Source organism: Streptomyces sp. MGP-BFMKR1, from assembly GCF_057766585.1.
This window is the reverse complement of sequence record NZ_CM173408.1, coordinates 7,941,741-7,957,701: the sequence shown is the minus strand read 5'-3', so window position 1 is coordinate 7,957,701 and position 15,961 is coordinate 7,941,741. Positions and strand designations below refer to the sequence as shown.

Genomic DNA, 15,961 nt, shown 5'->3' with positions numbered 1-15,961 from the left:
GGGCGCGTGGCGCCGTACGACTACGCCACGAACAGCCGCGTCGATTCGCCCTCCGCGCCGGCCCCGGTCGCCACCAGGCGCGCCGCGGACTCCAGGCGGACGGCGGCCTCGTCGGCGACCGCGCCGCTGACCGTGAACGGCAGCCGCACGTACCCCTCGAACGCCCCGTCGATGCCGAAGCGCGGCCCGGACGGGACGCGCACCCCGAGCCGTTCGCCGGCCTCGGCGATACGCGATCCGGACAGGCCGCCGGTGCGCACCCACAGTGTGAGCCCGCCCCGCGGGATCGTGAACTCCCAGTCCGGCAGGTGCCGTTCGAGCGCGGCCACCAGCGCGTCCCGGTTCTCCCGCGCGCCGGCCCGCCGTACGGCCACCGCCTCCTCCCAACCGCCGTTACCCAGCAGCCAGTTCACGGCGAGCTGGTCGATGACGGGCGTGCCGAGATCGGCGTACGCGCGGGCCGCGACCAGCGTGCGGATCACCTCGGGCGCGGCCCGCACCCAGCCGATCCGCAGCCCGCCCCAGAACGCCTTGCTCGCGCTGCCCAGGGTGATCACGGCGTTGCCCGCGGGGTCGAACGCGGAGACCGGCTTGGGCATCCGCACGTCCGGCTCCAACGGCAGGTCGGCCATCGTCTCGTCCACCACGAGTACGGTGCCGGCCGAGCGCGCGGCCTCGACCAGGTCGCGCCGCTGCTCGTCGGTGGCGAGCGCGCCGGTCGGGTTGTGGAAGTCGGCGACGACGTAGGCCATCCGGGGCGCGGCGTCCCGCAGCACCTGCCGCCAGCCCGCGACGTCCCAGCCCCGCAACCCGTCGGCCATGGCGACGGGCACCAGCCGGGTGCCCATCTCGCGCATGAGCTGGAGGACGTTGGCGTACGAGGGGGACTCGACGGCCACGCGTTCGCCGGGCCTGACCATGAGGCGGCAGATGGCGGCCACGGCGCCCATCGCCCCGGTGGTGACCATGATCTGCTCCGGCATGGTCGGGACGCCGCGCTCGGTGTAGCGGTCCGCGAGCGCCTGCCGCAGGGCGGGCAGGCCGGCGGGGTAGTCGCCGTGGGTGTGGGCGTACGGCGGCAGCGCCTCCATCGCGCCGCCCACCGCGCGCGTCAGCCACGGCTCGGGCGCGGGCAGCGCCGCGCAGCCGAGGTCGATCACCGAACCGGCGGCCTCCGGCGGCAGCGGCTCCAGGGCCCGGGTGGGCAGCGGGTTGCCCGCCGGCACGGCCGTCCAACTGCCCGACCCGCGGCGCGAGGCGAGGAAGCCCTCGCCGCGCAGCGCCTCGTACGCGGCGGCGACGGTGGTGCGGCTGACGGCGAGGGCGGCGGCGAGTTCCCGCTCGGCCGGAACCCGCGCGGCCACCGGCAGCCGGCCCTCCAGGACGAGCAGCCGCACGCCGTCGGCCAGCGCCCGGTAGGCGGGTACCCGGCGCCCGGGCACCTCGGCGGTGGCTCCCGCCGGACGTTGCGACGCCAAGAGCCGCGCCAACTGCGGAGCCCCCACCGCCGAGGTCCACTCACCCATGATCACCAGTCCACCTTTCCGAGATTGGCTCTGGAAGTGGCCTACTCCCGGGCCACAGGGTGTCATGAGACAGGCCACTGCCACCACCTCAACGCCCCACCGCGCACCCACCGCGCGGGTGGCGCGACCCTCGCCACCGGCGACGGCCGCGCCACCCACCCTCGCGAGCGCCCACACCGGGCGCCCCGAACGCCGTCAACACCCGAAGGAGCACACCGTGCCGATACCGAGGGGGTCGCACCTCACCCGCCGCGTCACGCAGTTGTACGTCGGTCTGACGCTGTACGGGGTGAGCATGGGGCTCCAACTCCGCGCGGGCCTCGGCCTCGACCCCTGGGACGTGTTCCACCAGGGCGTCTCGGAGCACACCGGCCTCTCCATCGGCACGGTGGTGATCCTGGCGGGCGCGGCGGTGCTCGCCCTGTGGATTCCCCTGCGCCAGCGCCCGGGGCTCGGCACGATCTCCAACGTCGTGGTGATCGGCCTCGTGATGGACGCGACGCTGGCGCTCACCTCCGACCTCGCGTCACTCGCCGCACGCGTCCCACTGCTGCTGTTCGCCATCGTGCTCAACGGAGCGGCCACCGGCCTGTACATCTCGGCGCGCTTCGGCCCCGGCCCGCGCGACGGGCTGATGACCGGCCTGCACCGGCGCACCGGACGCTCCATCCGCCTGGTGCGGACCGGCATCGAGGTGGCGGTCCTGGCCACCGGGTTCGCCCTGGGCGGCTCGGTCGGCGTGGGCACCGTGCTGTACGCGGTGGCGATCGGGCCGCTGTCGCAGTTCTTCCTGCGGGTCTTCACCGTTCCGGGCCTGGATCAGGGGCGGCGGGGCGTGGTCGCCAGCGGTTCGGGGCGGCCGAAGGCTACCGAGGAAGCGGCGGAGGCCGGGGCCGCCGATGCCGCGTCGAACGCCGGTCCCGCGAGGCAGCCGGACGCGACTGCGGACGCCCCCGCGCCGGAGCGCGCGGAGCGCGCCGGGCCGGCACAGCGGAGTGAGTTGGCGGAGGGCGCCGGAGGCCCGGAAGGTGACGCGGCACGGACCAGCACCGGTCCCGCTGGCAACCATCGGACGTCTTGACGCGTCCAGGATAGGAGAGGGCGCACTAGGGTACGAAAGGGCTAGACCCTCGATCAGTGAACGTCAATTTCTGACCGCACAGTGGACCGGATTTAGAGCTGACGCATGAGGGCGAGTAGTGTACGCCCTCGACCTACCAGGCGGACCGTTACTGCGCGCTAAAGGACGGCAAACGCTGGGTGACATCTACTGTCAGATGTGACAAACCGGGCGCCGGTGGGTAGAACAACGGGGCGGCACGACGGGCGACGCATGTCCCACTACGGGAATCTTCACCGCCGACCGGACGTTGAACGGATGACGACGACAGCGACACCTGTCCTGTGGGCGACAAAGCCCGGGAGGCACGATTCATGAGTGAGCGAGCTCTCCGCGGCACGCGACTCGTGGTGACCAGCTACGAGACCGACCGCGGCATCGATCTGGCCCCGCGCCAGGCGGTGGAGTACGCATGCCAGAACGGACATCGATTCGAGATGCCCTTCTCGGTAGAGGCGGAGATTCCGCCGGAGTGGGAGTGCAAGGCGTGCGGCGCCCAGGCGCTCCTGGTGGATGGCGAAGGGCCTGAGGAGAAGAAGGGCAAGCCTGCGCGTACGCACTGGGACATGCTCATGGAGCGACGCACTCGCGAGGAGTTGGAGGAAGTGCTGGCCGAACGGCTGGCCGTCCTGCGCTCCGGCGCCATGAACATTGCCGTGCACCCGCGGGACAACCGCAAGTCCGCCTGACGGACGAGGCGCCGGGCCCGCCCGGCGCGCAAGGCAGCACACGACGGAGGCCGGGGCCACTGCTGAGCAGTGGCCCCGGCCTCCGTTCGTCGTCTCGCCCGCTCCCGACCCACCCTGCCCTCGGCGTACTCCGCCGCGAGGCGGCCGGTCGGCCGACGGCCGGGACGGGCGGGGCCAGCGTGGAAGGCAGCCGGTTCACGGCCCGCGCCGGCCGCTACGCCGCTACGGAGCACGCCGCCGCACGGTCCTGATGGCCCCGTGCGGCGGCGGCGCCCGTCAGCGCGGCAGCGGCGGGTCCTGGCGACCCGGGCCGCGCTCGTCACCGGGACCGTCGGCCCTCGGCGGCTCGTCGTCGCGGATGACCTCGCCCGGCACCACCTTGTCGCCGCCGGGCCGGTAGGTCTGACCCCGCCCCGCCTGCTGGAAGGCGTCGCCGAGCGAGCTCGTGGCGTACCCGATGCGACGGGACAGCGCGCGCTCGGCGCGGCGGCCGAGCAGGGCGCGCACCGGCGGCAGGAGGAGCACCAGCCCGAGCACGTCCGAGACCAGGCCGGGCAGCATCAGCAGCAGCCCGCCGAGCATGAGCAGCCCGTTGCCCAGTCCGGCGGTCGGGTCGTCGTCGGGGGCGCCGGCGCCGGGCCGCAGCCCGGCGGTCAGCGTCTGCCACGCCCGGCGCCCGGCCCGCTTGATGACATAGCCACCCAGCACGGCCCCGACCACCAGGAGCGCCAGCACGGCCAGGGGGCTCGAAGCGTCCGCGACCAGAACGAGCAGCCAGATTTCCAGGACCAGCCAGGCCGCGAGGGCGAGGGGAACGATCCGCCGGGCCCGCGAGCGCTGTCCCTGCGGTCGGGGGTGCGGTGATTGAGGTGCGCCGAACGTCATGTCTTCAGTGTGCCTGCGCCGTGTCGAGAGTGTGCCGGTGCGGTGTCGTCGTACGCCGACGCTAGGGCTGCTGCTTGCGGCCGGTCACCCGGTTCACCCGGGAGCCCACGCCCCAGGCGGTCACCCGCCACAGGGCCTCGACCAGGATGTCGCGGCTCATCTTGCTGTCGCCGTGCTCCCGGTCCACGAAGGTGATGGGCACCTCCACGACGTGGAAGCCGGCCTTGACGGCACGCCAGGCCAGGTCGACCTGGAAGCAGTAGCCCTGCGAGGCGACGGCGTCCATGCCCAGGCCCTCCAGGGTCTCCCGGCGGAAGGCCCGGAAACCGCCGGTGACGTCGCGGATCGGGACGTCGAGCAGCAGCCGCGAGTAGGTGCTGCCGCCCCGGGAGATCAGCTCGCGGAACTTCGGCCAGTTCACCACGCGCCCGCCCGGCACCCAGCGCGAGCCGAGGACCAGGTCGGCCCCGCCGAGGGCGGTCAGCAGCCGGGGCAACTCCTCGGGCTGGTGTGAGCCGTCCGCGTCCATCTCGACCAGGACGCCGTAGTCGTGCTCGATCCCCCAGCGGAAGCCCGCCAGATAGGCGGCGCCGAGACCTTCCTTGCCCTTGCGGTGCAGGACGTGCACCTGCTCGTCCTGGCCGGCGATCTCGTCGGCGATCTTGCCGGTGCCGTCGGGGCTGTTGTCGTCGGCGACGAGCACGTGTGCGTCGGGGACGGCCTTGCGCACCCGTTCCACGATCGGCTTGATGTTCTCCGCCTCGTTGTAGGTCGGAATGATCACCAAGGTCGTGCCGAGCGGACCGTACTTCCTCTCCTGAGTCTCGCCACGCACAACCTCAACGCCGTCGTTCACTGCATCCCCTTCTCGTCCGTACGTCCTCGCCGGCTCACCATGATCGCGGCGGCGCAGGACAGAACGCCCACCATAGCGAGCACCCACTCGGGCACCGCGCCGATCCGATCGGCGACGGTGATGTCGTCGCGCAGGGGAATCCGAGCGCTGAGCACGTCCTGGGTGAATTCCTTGGTGCGCTGCTCAATAGTCCCATCGGGGGCGACCACGGCGCTAATTCCGCTCGGCGCCGCGGTGACCACGGCCCGACCGTGCTCGATGGCGCGCAGCCTGGACATCACGAGTTGCTGCTCGGGCTGGCCGCTGCGACCGTACGTGGCGTTGTTCGTCTGGATCACCAGCGCCCGGGCCCCGGCGTTGACCGTGTCGCGCACGATCTCGTCGTAGGCGACCTCGAAGCAGATCACGTCCCCCAGCTTGGCCGGGCCGACCTGCATGACCCCGGAGTGGTCGCCCGGGTAGAAGTCCCGGGGAACCCGGTCGAGCCGCGAGATGACCTTGCTGAGCTGGTCGCGGAAGGGCACGTACTCGCCGAACGGCACCGGGTGCTGCTTGGTGTACGAGGCGCCGGGGCCGGTCCTGGGGTCCCAGACGATGCCCTGGTTCTCGACGTAACCCTCCTTGGTCGGGTGGTCCACCAGGGCCCCGACCAGGACGGGAACGCCGATCGACTTCACCGCCAGGTCGATGCGCGCGTACGCCTCGCGGTACTTGTACGGGTCGAGGTCGGAGGCGTTCTCCGGCCAGATCACCAGGTCCGGCTGGGGCTTGCGGCCCGCCTTGACATCCTCGGCCAGTCGTAGGGTCGCCTCGACGTGGTTGTTGAGGATCTTCATCGGGCGGCCGAGGAAGTCCATCCCCGGCTGCTGCACGTTGCCCTGCACGACCGCGATGTTCACGGTGTCGTCGGCGTCGGTGGGCACCGGCACCAGGAACCCGGCCAGCGTCACCGCGCCGGCCAGGGCGATGGCCTCGACGGCCGGCAGCGCGCCGCGCAGCAGCCGGGGGCCGCTGGGCCGCGCGGCCGGCGCGGGCTCGGGGGTCGCCCCGGCGTCCTCGTCCGCCTCGCTCCCGGCCGCGTCCGCCGGCGCGGCGGGATCGGCACCCAGCGGGGCGTTGGCCGCGGTGCTCGGCGTGGTTCCGGGGGCCGTCGCGGCACGGCCGCCGGCGAGCGCGTACACCCGCCACAGGGCGACGACGGCGGCTGCGAGCAGCGTGCTGGCCAGGGCGACGCCGAAGGTCACCAGCGGCGCGCCACCGAGCGCGGCCAGCGGCGTGAACGGCGAGCCGGTGTTCGCGAACGCCAGCCGCCCCCAGGGGAAACCGCCGAACGGCAGCCGGTCCCTGGCCCACTCCTCGGCCACCCACAGGCAGGCCGCCCACAGCGGCCAGCCGGGCAGCCTGGAGGTCAGGGCGAGGCCAGCGCCGAGCGGGACGAAGAACAGCGACTCGGCCAGCGAGAGGCCGATGACCGCGTCCCAGCCGACGACGTCCAGCCACTTCAGCAGCAGCACGAAGAACGGCAGCCCGAAGGCGAACCCGGTCCACGCCCCCTGGCGGGCCGTCCGGCCCCGGGTGAGCAGCGCGAGGGCCGCGACGGCGAGGAGCGAGAGGGGCCACAGGTCGTACGGCGGGAAGGCGAAGCCGAGGGCGAGCCCGCTGGCCGCGGCCAGCGCGGTGCGCCGCGCCTCGCGGCGGCACCAGCGCGCCACGCGTTGGCGGCGGGTGGCCCGGACGGCGGGCTCGGCGCTCGGCGCCGCGGCGGGCTCGGGGGCGGCTGTCGGCGGCTCGGCTGGTCTACTGACCGGCGCGTCGGCTGCCTCACCGCTGGCGGTGGCACCAGCGGAGGTGTCGGAACCGGGGTGCAACGTCGCGGCCTTCCTGCAGGTCGAGCTGTGGTGAAGTGACGGTATACCGCGAGCCACCACGAGCGGCCCGCTGGGTGCGTAACGGGTGTGCGACGTCCGGCGTGCCCGGGCCCCGCCACGGCCCGGCGGAGGCGGGTGGCCCGGGGCGGGGGGGCGGTGCGGGGCGCTGGGGCGCTACGGGCCGCGAGAGGGCCTGACGGCCAGCGAGGAGACGACCGGGGCGCGGCGCGGGCGCGCGGGCCGGCGAGTGGGGCTGGGGCGCCGGGTGGCCCGAGGCGGGCGCCAGGGAGTGGTGCGCGGGGCTGGGGCGTAAGGGTGGCCCGAGGCGGGCGCCTGGAGGTGGTGCGTGGGGTGCGGATAGGGGCCCGTCGCCCTTCGGGCCGACCTGGGGCCCGCTGGCTGCGGGTCGACCGAGAGCCGTTGTCTACTGAGCGTCCGGGCCCCACCCGGGTCGCACCTGCCGACCCGATGAGCGCCTCCCCCGCCCCCGTGCGCTGGACCTGGCTCCCATGGGCGACGAACCGGTGCGGCTCGCCACCCCATGGCCCAGCGGCGCTCGACGACTGCGTGGAGAACCCATCCCCGGCCGGACGTCCTGTGGTGGACCCGGCCGAAACTACCCGCCGGCTCCCGCTTCCTGTCAACAGCCGTGCCACCTGCGGCGTTGCGCCAAATCAGCAGGTCAGTACGGAGGGTGCCGGAGTTGGTCGACAGGCCGATGGCACATCGTTCGGCGGTACGCGACGCGACCGTGTCACTCGTTCGGCCGCTCGTAGACGGTGCGCCCGCCGACCATCGTGCGCACGCACACCGGCAGCGGCAGCCCCGGCGTGAGGTCGGGCAGGCCCGGGGTGCCGGAGCGGGGGTCGGTGGACCAGTTGGCGACCCGCTCGTCGGGGACCTGCACGACGAGTTCGCCGTGCTGCCAGACGGCCAGGTCGGCCGGTGCGCCGGGGACCAGGACGCCCGCGTCGTCGCGGCGGGCGGCCCGCCAGCCGCCCCGGGTGTGAGCGGTGAACGCGGCCCGTACCGAGACCCGGTGCTCGGGCGTGCGGTGGAAGGCGGCGGCGCGCACGGTGCCCCACGGGTCGAGCGGCGTGACGGGGCTGTCCGAGCCGAGGGCCAGCGGCACTCCGGCGCGCAGCAGGGCCGCGTACGGGTTGAGCGTGCGGGCCCGCTCGACGCCGAGCCGCTGGGCGTACATGCCGTCCTCGCCGCCCCAGGCGGCGTCGAAGGCGGGCTGGACGGAGGCGGTCAGACCCAGTTCGGCGAACGCGGCGATGGTCTCCGGGGTGAGCATCTCGGCGTGCTCGACCCGGTGCCTGGCGGCGCGGACACGGGCGAGCCCGACCTTCTCCGCGGCGGTGCGCACCCCGGCGATGACGGCCGAGACGGCGGCGTCGCCGATGGCGTGGAAACCGGCCTGCAACCCGGCCTCGGTGCACAGCGCGACGTGCGTGGCGATGGCGGTCGGGTCCAGGTACTGGGTCCCGGTGCTGGGCGGGGCGTCGGCGTACGGCGCGTGCAGGCAGGCCGTGTGGGAGCCGAGCGCGCCGTCCACGAAGAGGTCGCCGGCGGCGCCGACGGCGCCCAGTTCGCGCACCTTCTCCAGGTCGCGGGCGCTGCTCGCGGCCTCGGCCCAGTAACCGATGACGCGGGGGCCCGCCGTCTGGGCGGCGATGCCCAGCAGGCCGGTCAGGTCGGCCTCGCTGGAGATGTCGGGGCCCGCGCACTCGTGGAGGGTGCCGATGCCGAGCGCGGCGGCCCGCCGGAGCGCGGCGCGCTGTGCGTCGGCCCGCTGGGAGTCGGTCACGTTCGCGAACGCCGCTGCGCGGACCGCGTGGTGGGCGTCGGCGGTCAGCGGCGCGTCGCCCTGGTAGCCGGCGCGCCCGGTCAGGTCGCCGACGCGGTCGAGCAGGGCGGTGGTCGCGACGGCGGAGTGCACGTCCACGCGGGTGAGGTAGAGCGGCCGGCCGCCGGTGGCCTGGTCCAGCTCCGTACGGGAGGGGGCGCGCCCTTCGGGCCAGCGGGAGGAGTCCCAGCCGTGGCCGAGCAGCACCGCGTCGCCGGGGTGCGCCGCGGCGTGGGCGCGCACCAGATCGAGCGCCTCGGTCAGGGTCGAGGCCGCGGTGAGGTCGAGGCCGGTGCGGGCGAGCCCGGTGGCGGTGGTGTGCACGTGTGCGTCCGTGAACGCGGGCGTGACGAGCGCGCCGGCGAGGTCGATGACCTCGTCGACGCCGTCGGCGAAGGAGTCGGCCGCGCCCTCGGAGCCGACCCAGGCGACGCTGCCGCGCTCGACGACCATCGCCGTCGCGAAGGGGTCGGCGGGGCTGTGCACGGTGCCGCCGCGCAGCAGCACGGTGCCGCCCTCGGTCGGCGGGATGCCGGCGCTGGGGCCTGCGGCGGGGATGAGGTCGCTCACGGGGTTCGCCTCGCGGTGTCGTTCGTCGGGTGGACGGCGGTGGCGCGCCGGGGAGGTCACTCCCCCGCGAGCCGGCGCCAGGGTGTCAGTGTCGCCGGGCCCGGTTCGGCTCCCGCGCCGGGGGTGGGCCGCGCGCCGGGGCACCGGGGTGCGCCGCGGGCGCGCGGACGCGTCCGGCGCCCGCGGCGCGCACGCCGGGTCGGCTGGTGGGGCGCTCGGCCTGGCCGGGCCCGGGGCGCCGCCGGGCGCTCGCGCGGCCGGCGGGTCAGGTGCGATCAGATGCGGGGCGGGCGGGCCTCGTACGGCGTGGACAGCACGACCGTGGTGCGGGTGGAGACGCCGGCCAGCGAGCGGATGCGGGTCAGGAGGTGCTCCAGTTCGAGCGGGGTCTCGACGCGCACCTTGAGGATGTAGTTCTCGTCGCCCGCCACGCTGTGGCACGCCTCGATCTGCGGGACCTCGGCGAGCCGGTCGGCGATGTCGTCGGGCGCGCTGGGGTCGAAGGGTTTGACCGAGATGAAGGCCGTCAGCGGCAGCCCGACGGCCTCGGGGTCCACGACGGCGGCGTAGCCACGGATGACACCGCGCTGTTCCAGGCGTCGGACCCGCTGGTGCACCGCCGAGGTGGACAGGCCGGTGGCCTTGCCCAGGTCGGTGTAGCTCATGCGCCCGTCATTGACGAGCAGTTCCACGATCTGTCTGTCCAACTCCTCCACCCCGTCACCCTATGGGGTAGCGGGCGTTGAGGCACAGCCGACGAGCACCCGGGCGCGCGCCGCACCTGCACGGGGCATGTGACGAATGCCACAGCCAGGGGGCAGGGGCATGGGCGCGCCGGCGATTACCGCCACCGCCGGACGGGAAATGCTTGCTGTGGTCGAGGCTGCCTTGTCGCCTTGTCGACCTGACCCGAGGGGGAGAAACACCATGCCCGGTCTTGAACGCCTGGACAGTGGCGAGAGCGATGTCTACGAGACGTACGAGATGTTCCGGGTGACGTGCCCGGACTGCGCACGCCCCATTGCCCTGCTCGCCGACGAGGACGTGCTGCCCGAGCACGCGCTGTGCCCGTCCCCGTGGAACCCGTTCGGGCTCACGGTCTGCCCGGGCACCGGCCGTGGCGTCGCCGACGCGGTCCCCGCCGACGACGCCTCGGGTTCCCAGGAGCAGGACGCGGCGCTGCTCCTGACCCTTCCGGAGAGCCTGGACTGGAGGACGCAGCCGTTCTCGCACATCGGCGGCCACGCCTCCCGTCCGGTGCAGGTGCCGCGCCAGCCGACGCGCGGACACTAGCGCCTCGGTCGGGCGCCCCGGGGTCCGCCCCGTCAGCGCCCGACCTCACCTTCGCCCCGGTGCCCGCGGCGAGCGGCGGTGGGCCGCCCGCGGCACATCGCCCCGGCCGGCCCCGTCAGCCCCGGTCACGACCGGTCAGCCGCCGTCCAGCGCGGCGCCTGACGTCTCGTCACAGCTCGAGCCGCGGCGCCTGACGGCTCGTCACAGCTCGAGCTGGGCCTGCACCGGCAGGTGGTCGCTCGGGAACTGTCCGTCGAGCGAGAAGGTGTTGATCGAGGCGTAGCTGGTGTGGATGCCCGGCGAGGTGAGGATCCAGTCGATGCGCTCGCCGTCCGGGACCAGCGGCCGGTAGCCGTGGAAGGTCGCGTACAGCTTCCCGCGCTCCTCGGCGCGGTCCCAGGTGTCCACGAGGCCGCCCGAGCCCAGCAGCGTGTCGCAGACCGGGTTCTGGTGCGCCGGTACGTTGAAGTCGCCGGTGACGATGCGCGGCACGGCCGGGTCGAGGCCGCGCAGCCGCTCGGCGATCAGGTCGGCGGAGCGCTCGCGCGCGCTCTGGTTGCGGTGGTCGAAGTGGGTGTTGAGGGCGTAGAACTGGCCACCGCTACGCAGATCACGGAAGCGCACCCAGGTGGCCATGCGCACGACCGCGTTGCCCCAGGTGTTGGAGCCGATCACGTACGGCGTGCCGGACAGCCAGAAGTGGTCGTACTCCAGCGGGGCCAGCCGCTGGGTGTCGTAGAAGACGGCCATGAACTCGCCCCGGCTGCCGCCCTCACGGCCGGTGCCGACCCAGTCGTAGCGCGGCCCCAAGTCCTGTGCGATGTCCCGGATCTGGGAGTACACGCCCTCCTGGGTGCCGAGCAGGTGCGGGCGCTCGCGGCGGAGAAGCGTGCGCATGACGGGGCGGCGTTCGGCCCAGGAGTTGGGGCGGGTGTCCGAGGCATAGCGCAGGTTGAACGTCATGGCGCGTAGCTGGCTGGCGCTGCTGCCGGGGGCTGCCGGGGCCGCGGCCGTCGCCGGGGCGGCGGCCGACGGGGTGGCGGCGTGGGCGACGCCGGCGGTCAGGGGGAGGGCCAGGGCGGCGGCTGCCGCCGCGCGCATTCCGTCGCGGCGGCTGAATCCGGTCGCCTCGGCGGGGGCGGTCGGTGCGGTGGGGGCGACGGCGGGGGAATCGGTCATGGTTGCTCCAGTGGTCGATTGCTACGCACACCTGGCCAGGCACGGCCTGGGCACAGCGAAGTGTGCGGGCGACCGGTGTGCCGCGCGTGGCATGCGGACGCCGGGGGCGCGAACGGCCGGTGACTCCCCCGGGGTACGCCGCCACGCGCCCCCGCACGCCCCCGCGCGGACGGCCACGGCTGCCGTTGGCGCGGCACGGGCCCGGGAGGGGCGCACGGGCGCCCCACGGTCCGTTGAACGGCGAACGGCGCGGCACCCCGCGTCCGGGGTGCCGCGCCGAGACGGTGCGCCGCGGGCTGTCGCCGCCGCTGGTGGCGGCGAGCGCTGGCGCGGGTGGGTCAGCGGGACTCGCGGCCCGCGATCTGGCGGGCGATGACCATGCGTTGGATCTGGTTGGTGCCCTCGACGATCTGGAGCACCTTGGACTCGCGCATGTAGCGCTCGACGGGGAAGTCGAGCGTGTAGCCGTAGCCGCCGAGGAGTTGCACCGCGTCGGTGGTCACGCGCATCGCGGTGTCCGTACAGAACAGCTTGGCCATCGCCGCCTCCTTGGAGAACGGCCGGCCCGCGTCGCGCAGCCGGGCGGCCGTCAGGTACAGCGAGCGGCCCGCCTCGATCTGGGTGGCCATGTCGGCCAGCATGAAGCGCAGGCCCTGGAAGTCGGCGATCGGGCGGCCGAACTGCTGGCGCTCGGCGGTGTAGCGCAGGCCCTCGTCGAGGGCGGCCTGGGCGACGCCGATGGCGCAGGCGGCGATGCCGAGGCGGCCGGCGTCCAGCGCGGCGAGGGCGATCGAGAAGCCCTGCCCCTCGTCGCCGATGCGCCGCTCGTCGCCCACCCGCACGCCGTCGAAGTGGACCTGGGCGGTGGGCGAGCCCTTCATGCCCATCTTGCGCTCGGGCACCGCGGCCGAGAGCCCCTCGGTGTCGCCGGGCACCAGGAAGGCGGTGATGCCGCGCGGGCCCTGGTCGCCGGTGCGGGCGAGGACGGAGTAGAAGTCGGCGACGCCGCCGTGCGTGATCCACGCCTTGGTGCCGTCGATGGTCCAGTCGTCGCCCGTCCGCGCGGCACGGGTGACCAGCGAGGCCGCGTCGGAGCCGGAGGCCGGCTCGGAGAGGCAGTACGCGCCGAGCACGCCACCGCCGAGCATCACGGGCAGGTGCTCGGTGCGCTGCTGCTTGCTGCCGAACTCGGCGAGCGCGTGGCAGGCCAGGGTGTGCACGCTGACGCCGAGGCCGACGGTGAGCCGGGCCGCCGCGAGCTCCTCCAGGACCTGGAGGTAGACCTCGTAGGGCTGGCTGCCGCCGCCGTACTCCTCCGGGTAGGGGAGCCCGAGCAGGCCGGAGGTGGAGAGCAGGGCGAAGACCTCGCGCGGGAAGTGCCCGGCGTCCTCTTCTTCCGCCGCCTGTGGCCGGATTTCGCGGTCGGCCAGATCGCGTACCAGCGCAAGCAGGTCACGGGCCTCCTCGGTGGGCAACTGTCGCTCCACCGGCTGCGGGCCGGGATGGGTCATGGCGGCGCTCTCCTCCCTGTTGGGGTGCTCATCGGCGCGGCGGCGAGGACGCTCGGGTACGGCGGCTCCACCGAAATGTGCGGCTCAACCGATCTTCCCTCGCCGGGTTACGAACCGGGATGACCTGCGGCTGTAGCGGGTTGGAGTATGCCCGATCAGCGGCTCCACGTCACCGGTCGACGATCAGGTTCCGTCACGCGGGAAATGGTCCGAACCATTGACCGCAGTGGTCTAGTCCTTCTACGGTTTCCCCGCAGAAGAGAACGCGTTCATGTCAAATCTGCGTTCTTCGCACTGATCCCCCCACCTCTCCCCCACCGAGGAGACTCCATGGTCAGATCACAGCGCACCCGTACCCGGCTCCCCGCGATGGTCACGGCCTTCGCCGCGTCGGCCGCGGTTCTGGTCGGCACGCTGTTCACCGGCGCGGGACCGGCCACCGCGGACGCCTCGGGCGACCCGCAGGGCGGGAAGCAGGCAGGGTCCGCGGTCACCGCGCAGCGTGACCAGGCGCCGCAGACCACCCCCGCCACCACCCCCACCAAGGCCGCCGCCGGTAACAAGGTCGTCGGCTACTTCACCAACTGGGGCGTCTACCAGCGCAATTACCACGTCAAGAACATCGAGACGTCCGGTGCCGCGAACAAGCTGACCCACATCAACTACGCGTTCGGCAACGTCCAGGGTGGCAAGTGCACCATCGGCGACAGCTACGCCGACTACGAGAAGGCGTACACCGCCGACCAGAGCGTCGACGGCAAGGCCGACACCTGGGACCAGCCGCTGCGCGGCAACTTCAACCAGCTCCGCAAGCTCAAGGCCAAGCACCCCAACCTCAAGGTGATCTGGTCCTTCGGCGGTTGGACCTGGTCCGGCGGGTTCGGGCAGGCCGCGCAGAACCCGGCCGCCTTCGCCGACTCCTGCTACAAGCTGGTCGAGGACCCGCGCTGGGCCGACGTCTTCGACGGCATCGACATCGACTGGGAGTACCCGAACGCCTGCGGCCTGACCTGCGACACCAGCGGCAAGGACTCGCTGACCAAGGTGCTGTCGGCGCTGCGGTCGAAGTTCGGGCAGAACAACCTGATCTCGGCCGCCATCTCGGCCGACGCCTCCAAGGGCGGCAAGCTGGAGGCGGCCGACTACAAGTCCGCGGCGGCCGTCACGGACTACATCATGCCGATGACGTACGACTTCTTCGGCGCCTGGGACGCGAAGGGCCCGACGGCCCCGCACTCCCCGCTCACCTCCTACCCGGGCATCCCGAAGGAGGGCTTCAACTCGGACGCCGCGATCCAGAAGCTCAAGGGCTTCGGCATCCCGGCCGACAAGTTGCTGCTCGGCATCGGCTTCTACGGCCGCGGCTGGACCGGCGTCACCCAGAAGGAGCCGGGCGGCACCGCGACCGGCCCGGCGCCCGGCAAGTACGAGCAGGGCATCGAGGACTACAAGGACCTCAAGACCCGCTGCCCCGCCAACGGCACCGTGGGTGGCACCGCGTACGCCCACTGCGGCAACCAGTGGTGGAGCTACGACACCCCGGCCACCATCGGCGGCAAGATGAACTACAAGAACCAGCAGGGCCTGGGTGGAACCTTCTTCTGGGAGCTGAGCGGGGACACCTCGGGCGGCGAACTGGTCAAGGCCATCAGGTAACCACCGTCGGGTGACCGCGGCGCGCCGCGGCCCCCGTGTCACAGGGCGGGAAGCCGGATCACCGGCTTCCCGCCCTCCGTCGTGCTCGCGCGCCCCGGGCGCGCCCCTACCGCGGTGGCGCCGTCGGGGCCGGGCACTGGGGCGCGAACGCCTCGATGGCGCACAGGGTGTCCCGCAGCCCGCGCTCCAGCAGCGCGCGCACCTCGTCCCGGGCCAACTCCGGGCGCTGTAGCCAGTCGAGGGTGACGCCCTCGACGCCGGCCATCCACCCGATCAGCGCGAGCCTGGCCACCGCCGGCGGCTCGCTCAGGCCCCACGCCAGCTCGCCGATGGTCGAGATGAGCCGCTCCCGGACCGCGTCGCGGATGGCGAGCACCTGGGAGTCGAAGCCGACGCCGCCGGTGACAATCGCCCGGTAGGCGGCCTGGTGGTGCTGGGCGTAGCGCAGGTAACCGTCGATGGTCTGGCGCACCCGCTCGCCGGGCGGCAGGTCCCGGGTGCGCTCGGCGCGGGCGACGAGTTCGGCGACGGACTCCTCGATGATCGCGAGGTAGTAGCCGCGCTTGCTCTTGAAGTAGTAGTAGATGAGCCCCTTGGCGACCCCCGCGTGGCGCGCGATGTCGTCCATCGACAGGGCGTCGTACGAGGTGTCGGCGAACAACCCGCGTCCGGTCGCGATGAGTTCGGCCCGCCGCGCCTGGGAGCGCTCGGAGCCGCCCTCGGTCTCGGAAGCCCCACGTCCGACCCGTTGACTATTATTCAAAATCGCGCCTACTCTCCAACTGCCGTGAGACTTCCGCAGTATGGCAGAGGGACACCGGATGGCGGATCGCTCTCACCACGGCTGCGTCGTGCCGCGTTCGGAGACGCCCCCGCCATGGGCACCCGCTCGCCGCCGACCGCAGTGCAGTGCCTCCGTACCGACGCGCGACCGCTCCCGCGACCGCGTGCCGCCC

At 73.5% G+C, this 15,961-nt stretch carries 12 protein-coding genes and 1 pseudogene; 4 read left to right on the top strand and 9 right to left on the bottom strand.

The genetic code is table 11. The annotated features are described in order from the left end of the window. Positions 1-20: 20 nt before the first annotated feature. Positions 21-1,526, bottom strand: coding sequence for an SCO1417 family PLP biosynthesis transcription factor (locus AC3CHW_RS31780; protein ID WP_488468765.1), 1,506 nt, complete (start codon positions 1,524-1,526; stop codon positions 21-23). A gap of 295 nt (positions 1,527-1,821) precedes the next feature. On the opposite strand from AC3CHW_RS31780, the pseudogene yczE reads away from it, so the two are divergent. Together yczE and AC3CHW_RS31770 are read left to right on the top strand one after the other, a co-directional pair. Further along, positions 1,822-2,436 (top strand): annotated as a pseudogene (yczE, locus tag AC3CHW_RS31775) (membrane protein YczE); the annotation flags it as partial. Positions 2,437-2,960: 524 nt separating this feature from the next. Then, a complete protein-coding gene (locus AC3CHW_RS31770) occupies positions 2,961-3,335 on the top strand; it encodes an RNA polymerase-binding protein RbpA (protein WP_176160397.1) in 375 nt (124 codons plus the stop codon). A 276-nt stretch (positions 3,336-3,611) separates the two neighbouring features. On the opposite strand, the gene fxsA is transcribed toward AC3CHW_RS31770, so the two are convergent. From fxsA to AC3CHW_RS31745, 5 genes are all read right to left on the bottom strand, one after another. Then, positions 3,612-4,220 carry an FxsA family membrane protein gene (gene fxsA, locus AC3CHW_RS31765; protein WP_488468764.1) on the bottom strand — a complete coding sequence of 203 codons (609 nt, stop codon included), beginning with the start codon at positions 4,218-4,220 and terminating at the stop codon, positions 3,612-3,614. 61 nt (positions 4,221-4,281) lie between these two features. Further along, positions 4,282-5,076: a polyprenol monophosphomannose synthase gene (locus AC3CHW_RS31760; RefSeq protein WP_187061202.1), complete on the bottom strand. Its 795-nt coding sequence runs from the start codon at positions 5,074-5,076 to the stop codon at positions 4,282-4,284. Next, entirely contained in the window at positions 5,073-6,944 is a 1,872-nt protein-coding gene (gene lnt / locus AC3CHW_RS31755) for an apolipoprotein N-acyltransferase (protein WP_488468763.1), read from the bottom strand. The genes AC3CHW_RS31760 and lnt overlap by 4 nt, the downstream gene beginning before the upstream one ends. 754 nt (positions 6,945-7,698) lie before the next feature. Beyond that, positions 7,699-9,366, bottom strand: a complete 1,668-nt coding sequence (locus tag AC3CHW_RS31750; RefSeq protein ID WP_488468762.1) for an amidohydrolase — start codon at positions 9,364-9,366, stop codon at positions 7,699-7,701. 275 nt (positions 9,367-9,641) lie between these two features. Continuing rightward, entirely contained in the window at positions 9,642-10,082 is a 441-nt protein-coding gene (locus AC3CHW_RS31745) for an Lrp/AsnC family transcriptional regulator (protein ID WP_176160400.1), read from the bottom strand. Between the two features lie 109 nt (positions 10,083-10,191). Between AC3CHW_RS31745 and AC3CHW_RS31740 the strand changes: the two genes are divergently transcribed. Continuing rightward, positions 10,192-10,659 carry a hypothetical protein gene (locus AC3CHW_RS31740; protein WP_398610173.1) on the top strand — a complete coding sequence of 156 codons (468 nt, stop codon included), beginning with the start codon at positions 10,192-10,194 and terminating at the stop codon, positions 10,657-10,659. Between the two features lie 201 nt (positions 10,660-10,860). Here the strand turns inward: AC3CHW_RS31740 and AC3CHW_RS31735 are convergent, their stop codons facing one another. Together AC3CHW_RS31735 and AC3CHW_RS31730 are read right to left on the bottom strand one after the other, a co-directional pair. Continuing rightward, complete coding sequence (locus tag AC3CHW_RS31735) at positions 10,861-11,760, bottom strand: endonuclease/exonuclease/phosphatase family protein (protein ID WP_488471236.1); 900 nt, start codon at positions 11,758-11,760, stop codon at positions 10,861-10,863. Between the two features lie 416 nt (positions 11,761-12,176). Next, the gene (locus AC3CHW_RS31730; RefSeq protein WP_398610175.1) at positions 12,177-13,349 is read right to left on the bottom strand and encodes an acyl-CoA dehydrogenase family protein; all 1,173 of its coding nucleotides are present in this window, start codon (positions 13,347-13,349) and stop codon (positions 12,177-12,179) included. A gap of 330 nt (positions 13,350-13,679) precedes the next feature. On the opposite strand from AC3CHW_RS31730, the gene AC3CHW_RS31725 reads away from it, so the two are divergent. Further along, entirely contained in the window at positions 13,680-15,005 is a 1,326-nt protein-coding gene (locus tag AC3CHW_RS31725; RefSeq protein WP_488468761.1) for a glycoside hydrolase family 18 protein, read from the top strand. A 106-nt stretch (positions 15,006-15,111) separates the two neighbouring features. Here AC3CHW_RS31725 and AC3CHW_RS31720 read toward each other — a convergent pair whose 3' ends face one another. Continuing rightward, a complete protein-coding gene (locus tag AC3CHW_RS31720) occupies positions 15,112-15,768 on the bottom strand; it encodes a TetR/AcrR family transcriptional regulator (protein ID WP_398610177.1) in 657 nt (218 codons plus the stop codon). Positions 15,769-15,961: the final 193 nt, after the last annotated feature.

Bases quoted from the DNA above. Each gene is read 5' to 3' on its own strand.
- AC3CHW_RS31725 (WP_488468761.1), top strand. From the start codon at position 13,680: ATGGTCAGATCACAGCGCACCCGTACCCGGCTCCCCGCGATGGTCACG.
- AC3CHW_RS31770 (WP_176160397.1), top strand. From the start codon at position 2,961: ATGAGTGAGCGAGCTCTCCGCGGCACGCGACTCGTGGTGACCAGCTAC.
- fxsA (WP_488468764.1), bottom strand. From the start codon at position 4,220: ATGACGTTCGGCGCACCTCAATCACCGCACCCCCGACCGCAGGGACAG.
- AC3CHW_RS31730 (WP_398610175.1), bottom strand. From the start codon at position 13,349: ATGACCCATCCCGGCCCGCAGCCGGTGGAGCGACAGTTGCCCACCGAG.
- AC3CHW_RS31780 (WP_488468765.1), bottom strand. From the start codon at position 1,526: ATGGGTGAGTGGACCTCGGCGGTGGGGGCTCCGCAGTTGGCGCGGCTC.
- AC3CHW_RS31740 (WP_398610173.1), top strand. From the start codon at position 10,192: ATGGGCGCGCCGGCGATTACCGCCACCGCCGGACGGGAAATGCTTGCT.
- AC3CHW_RS31735 (WP_488471236.1), bottom strand. From the start codon at position 11,760: ATGCGCGCGGCGGCAGCCGCCGCCCTGGCCCTCCCCCTGACCGCCGGC.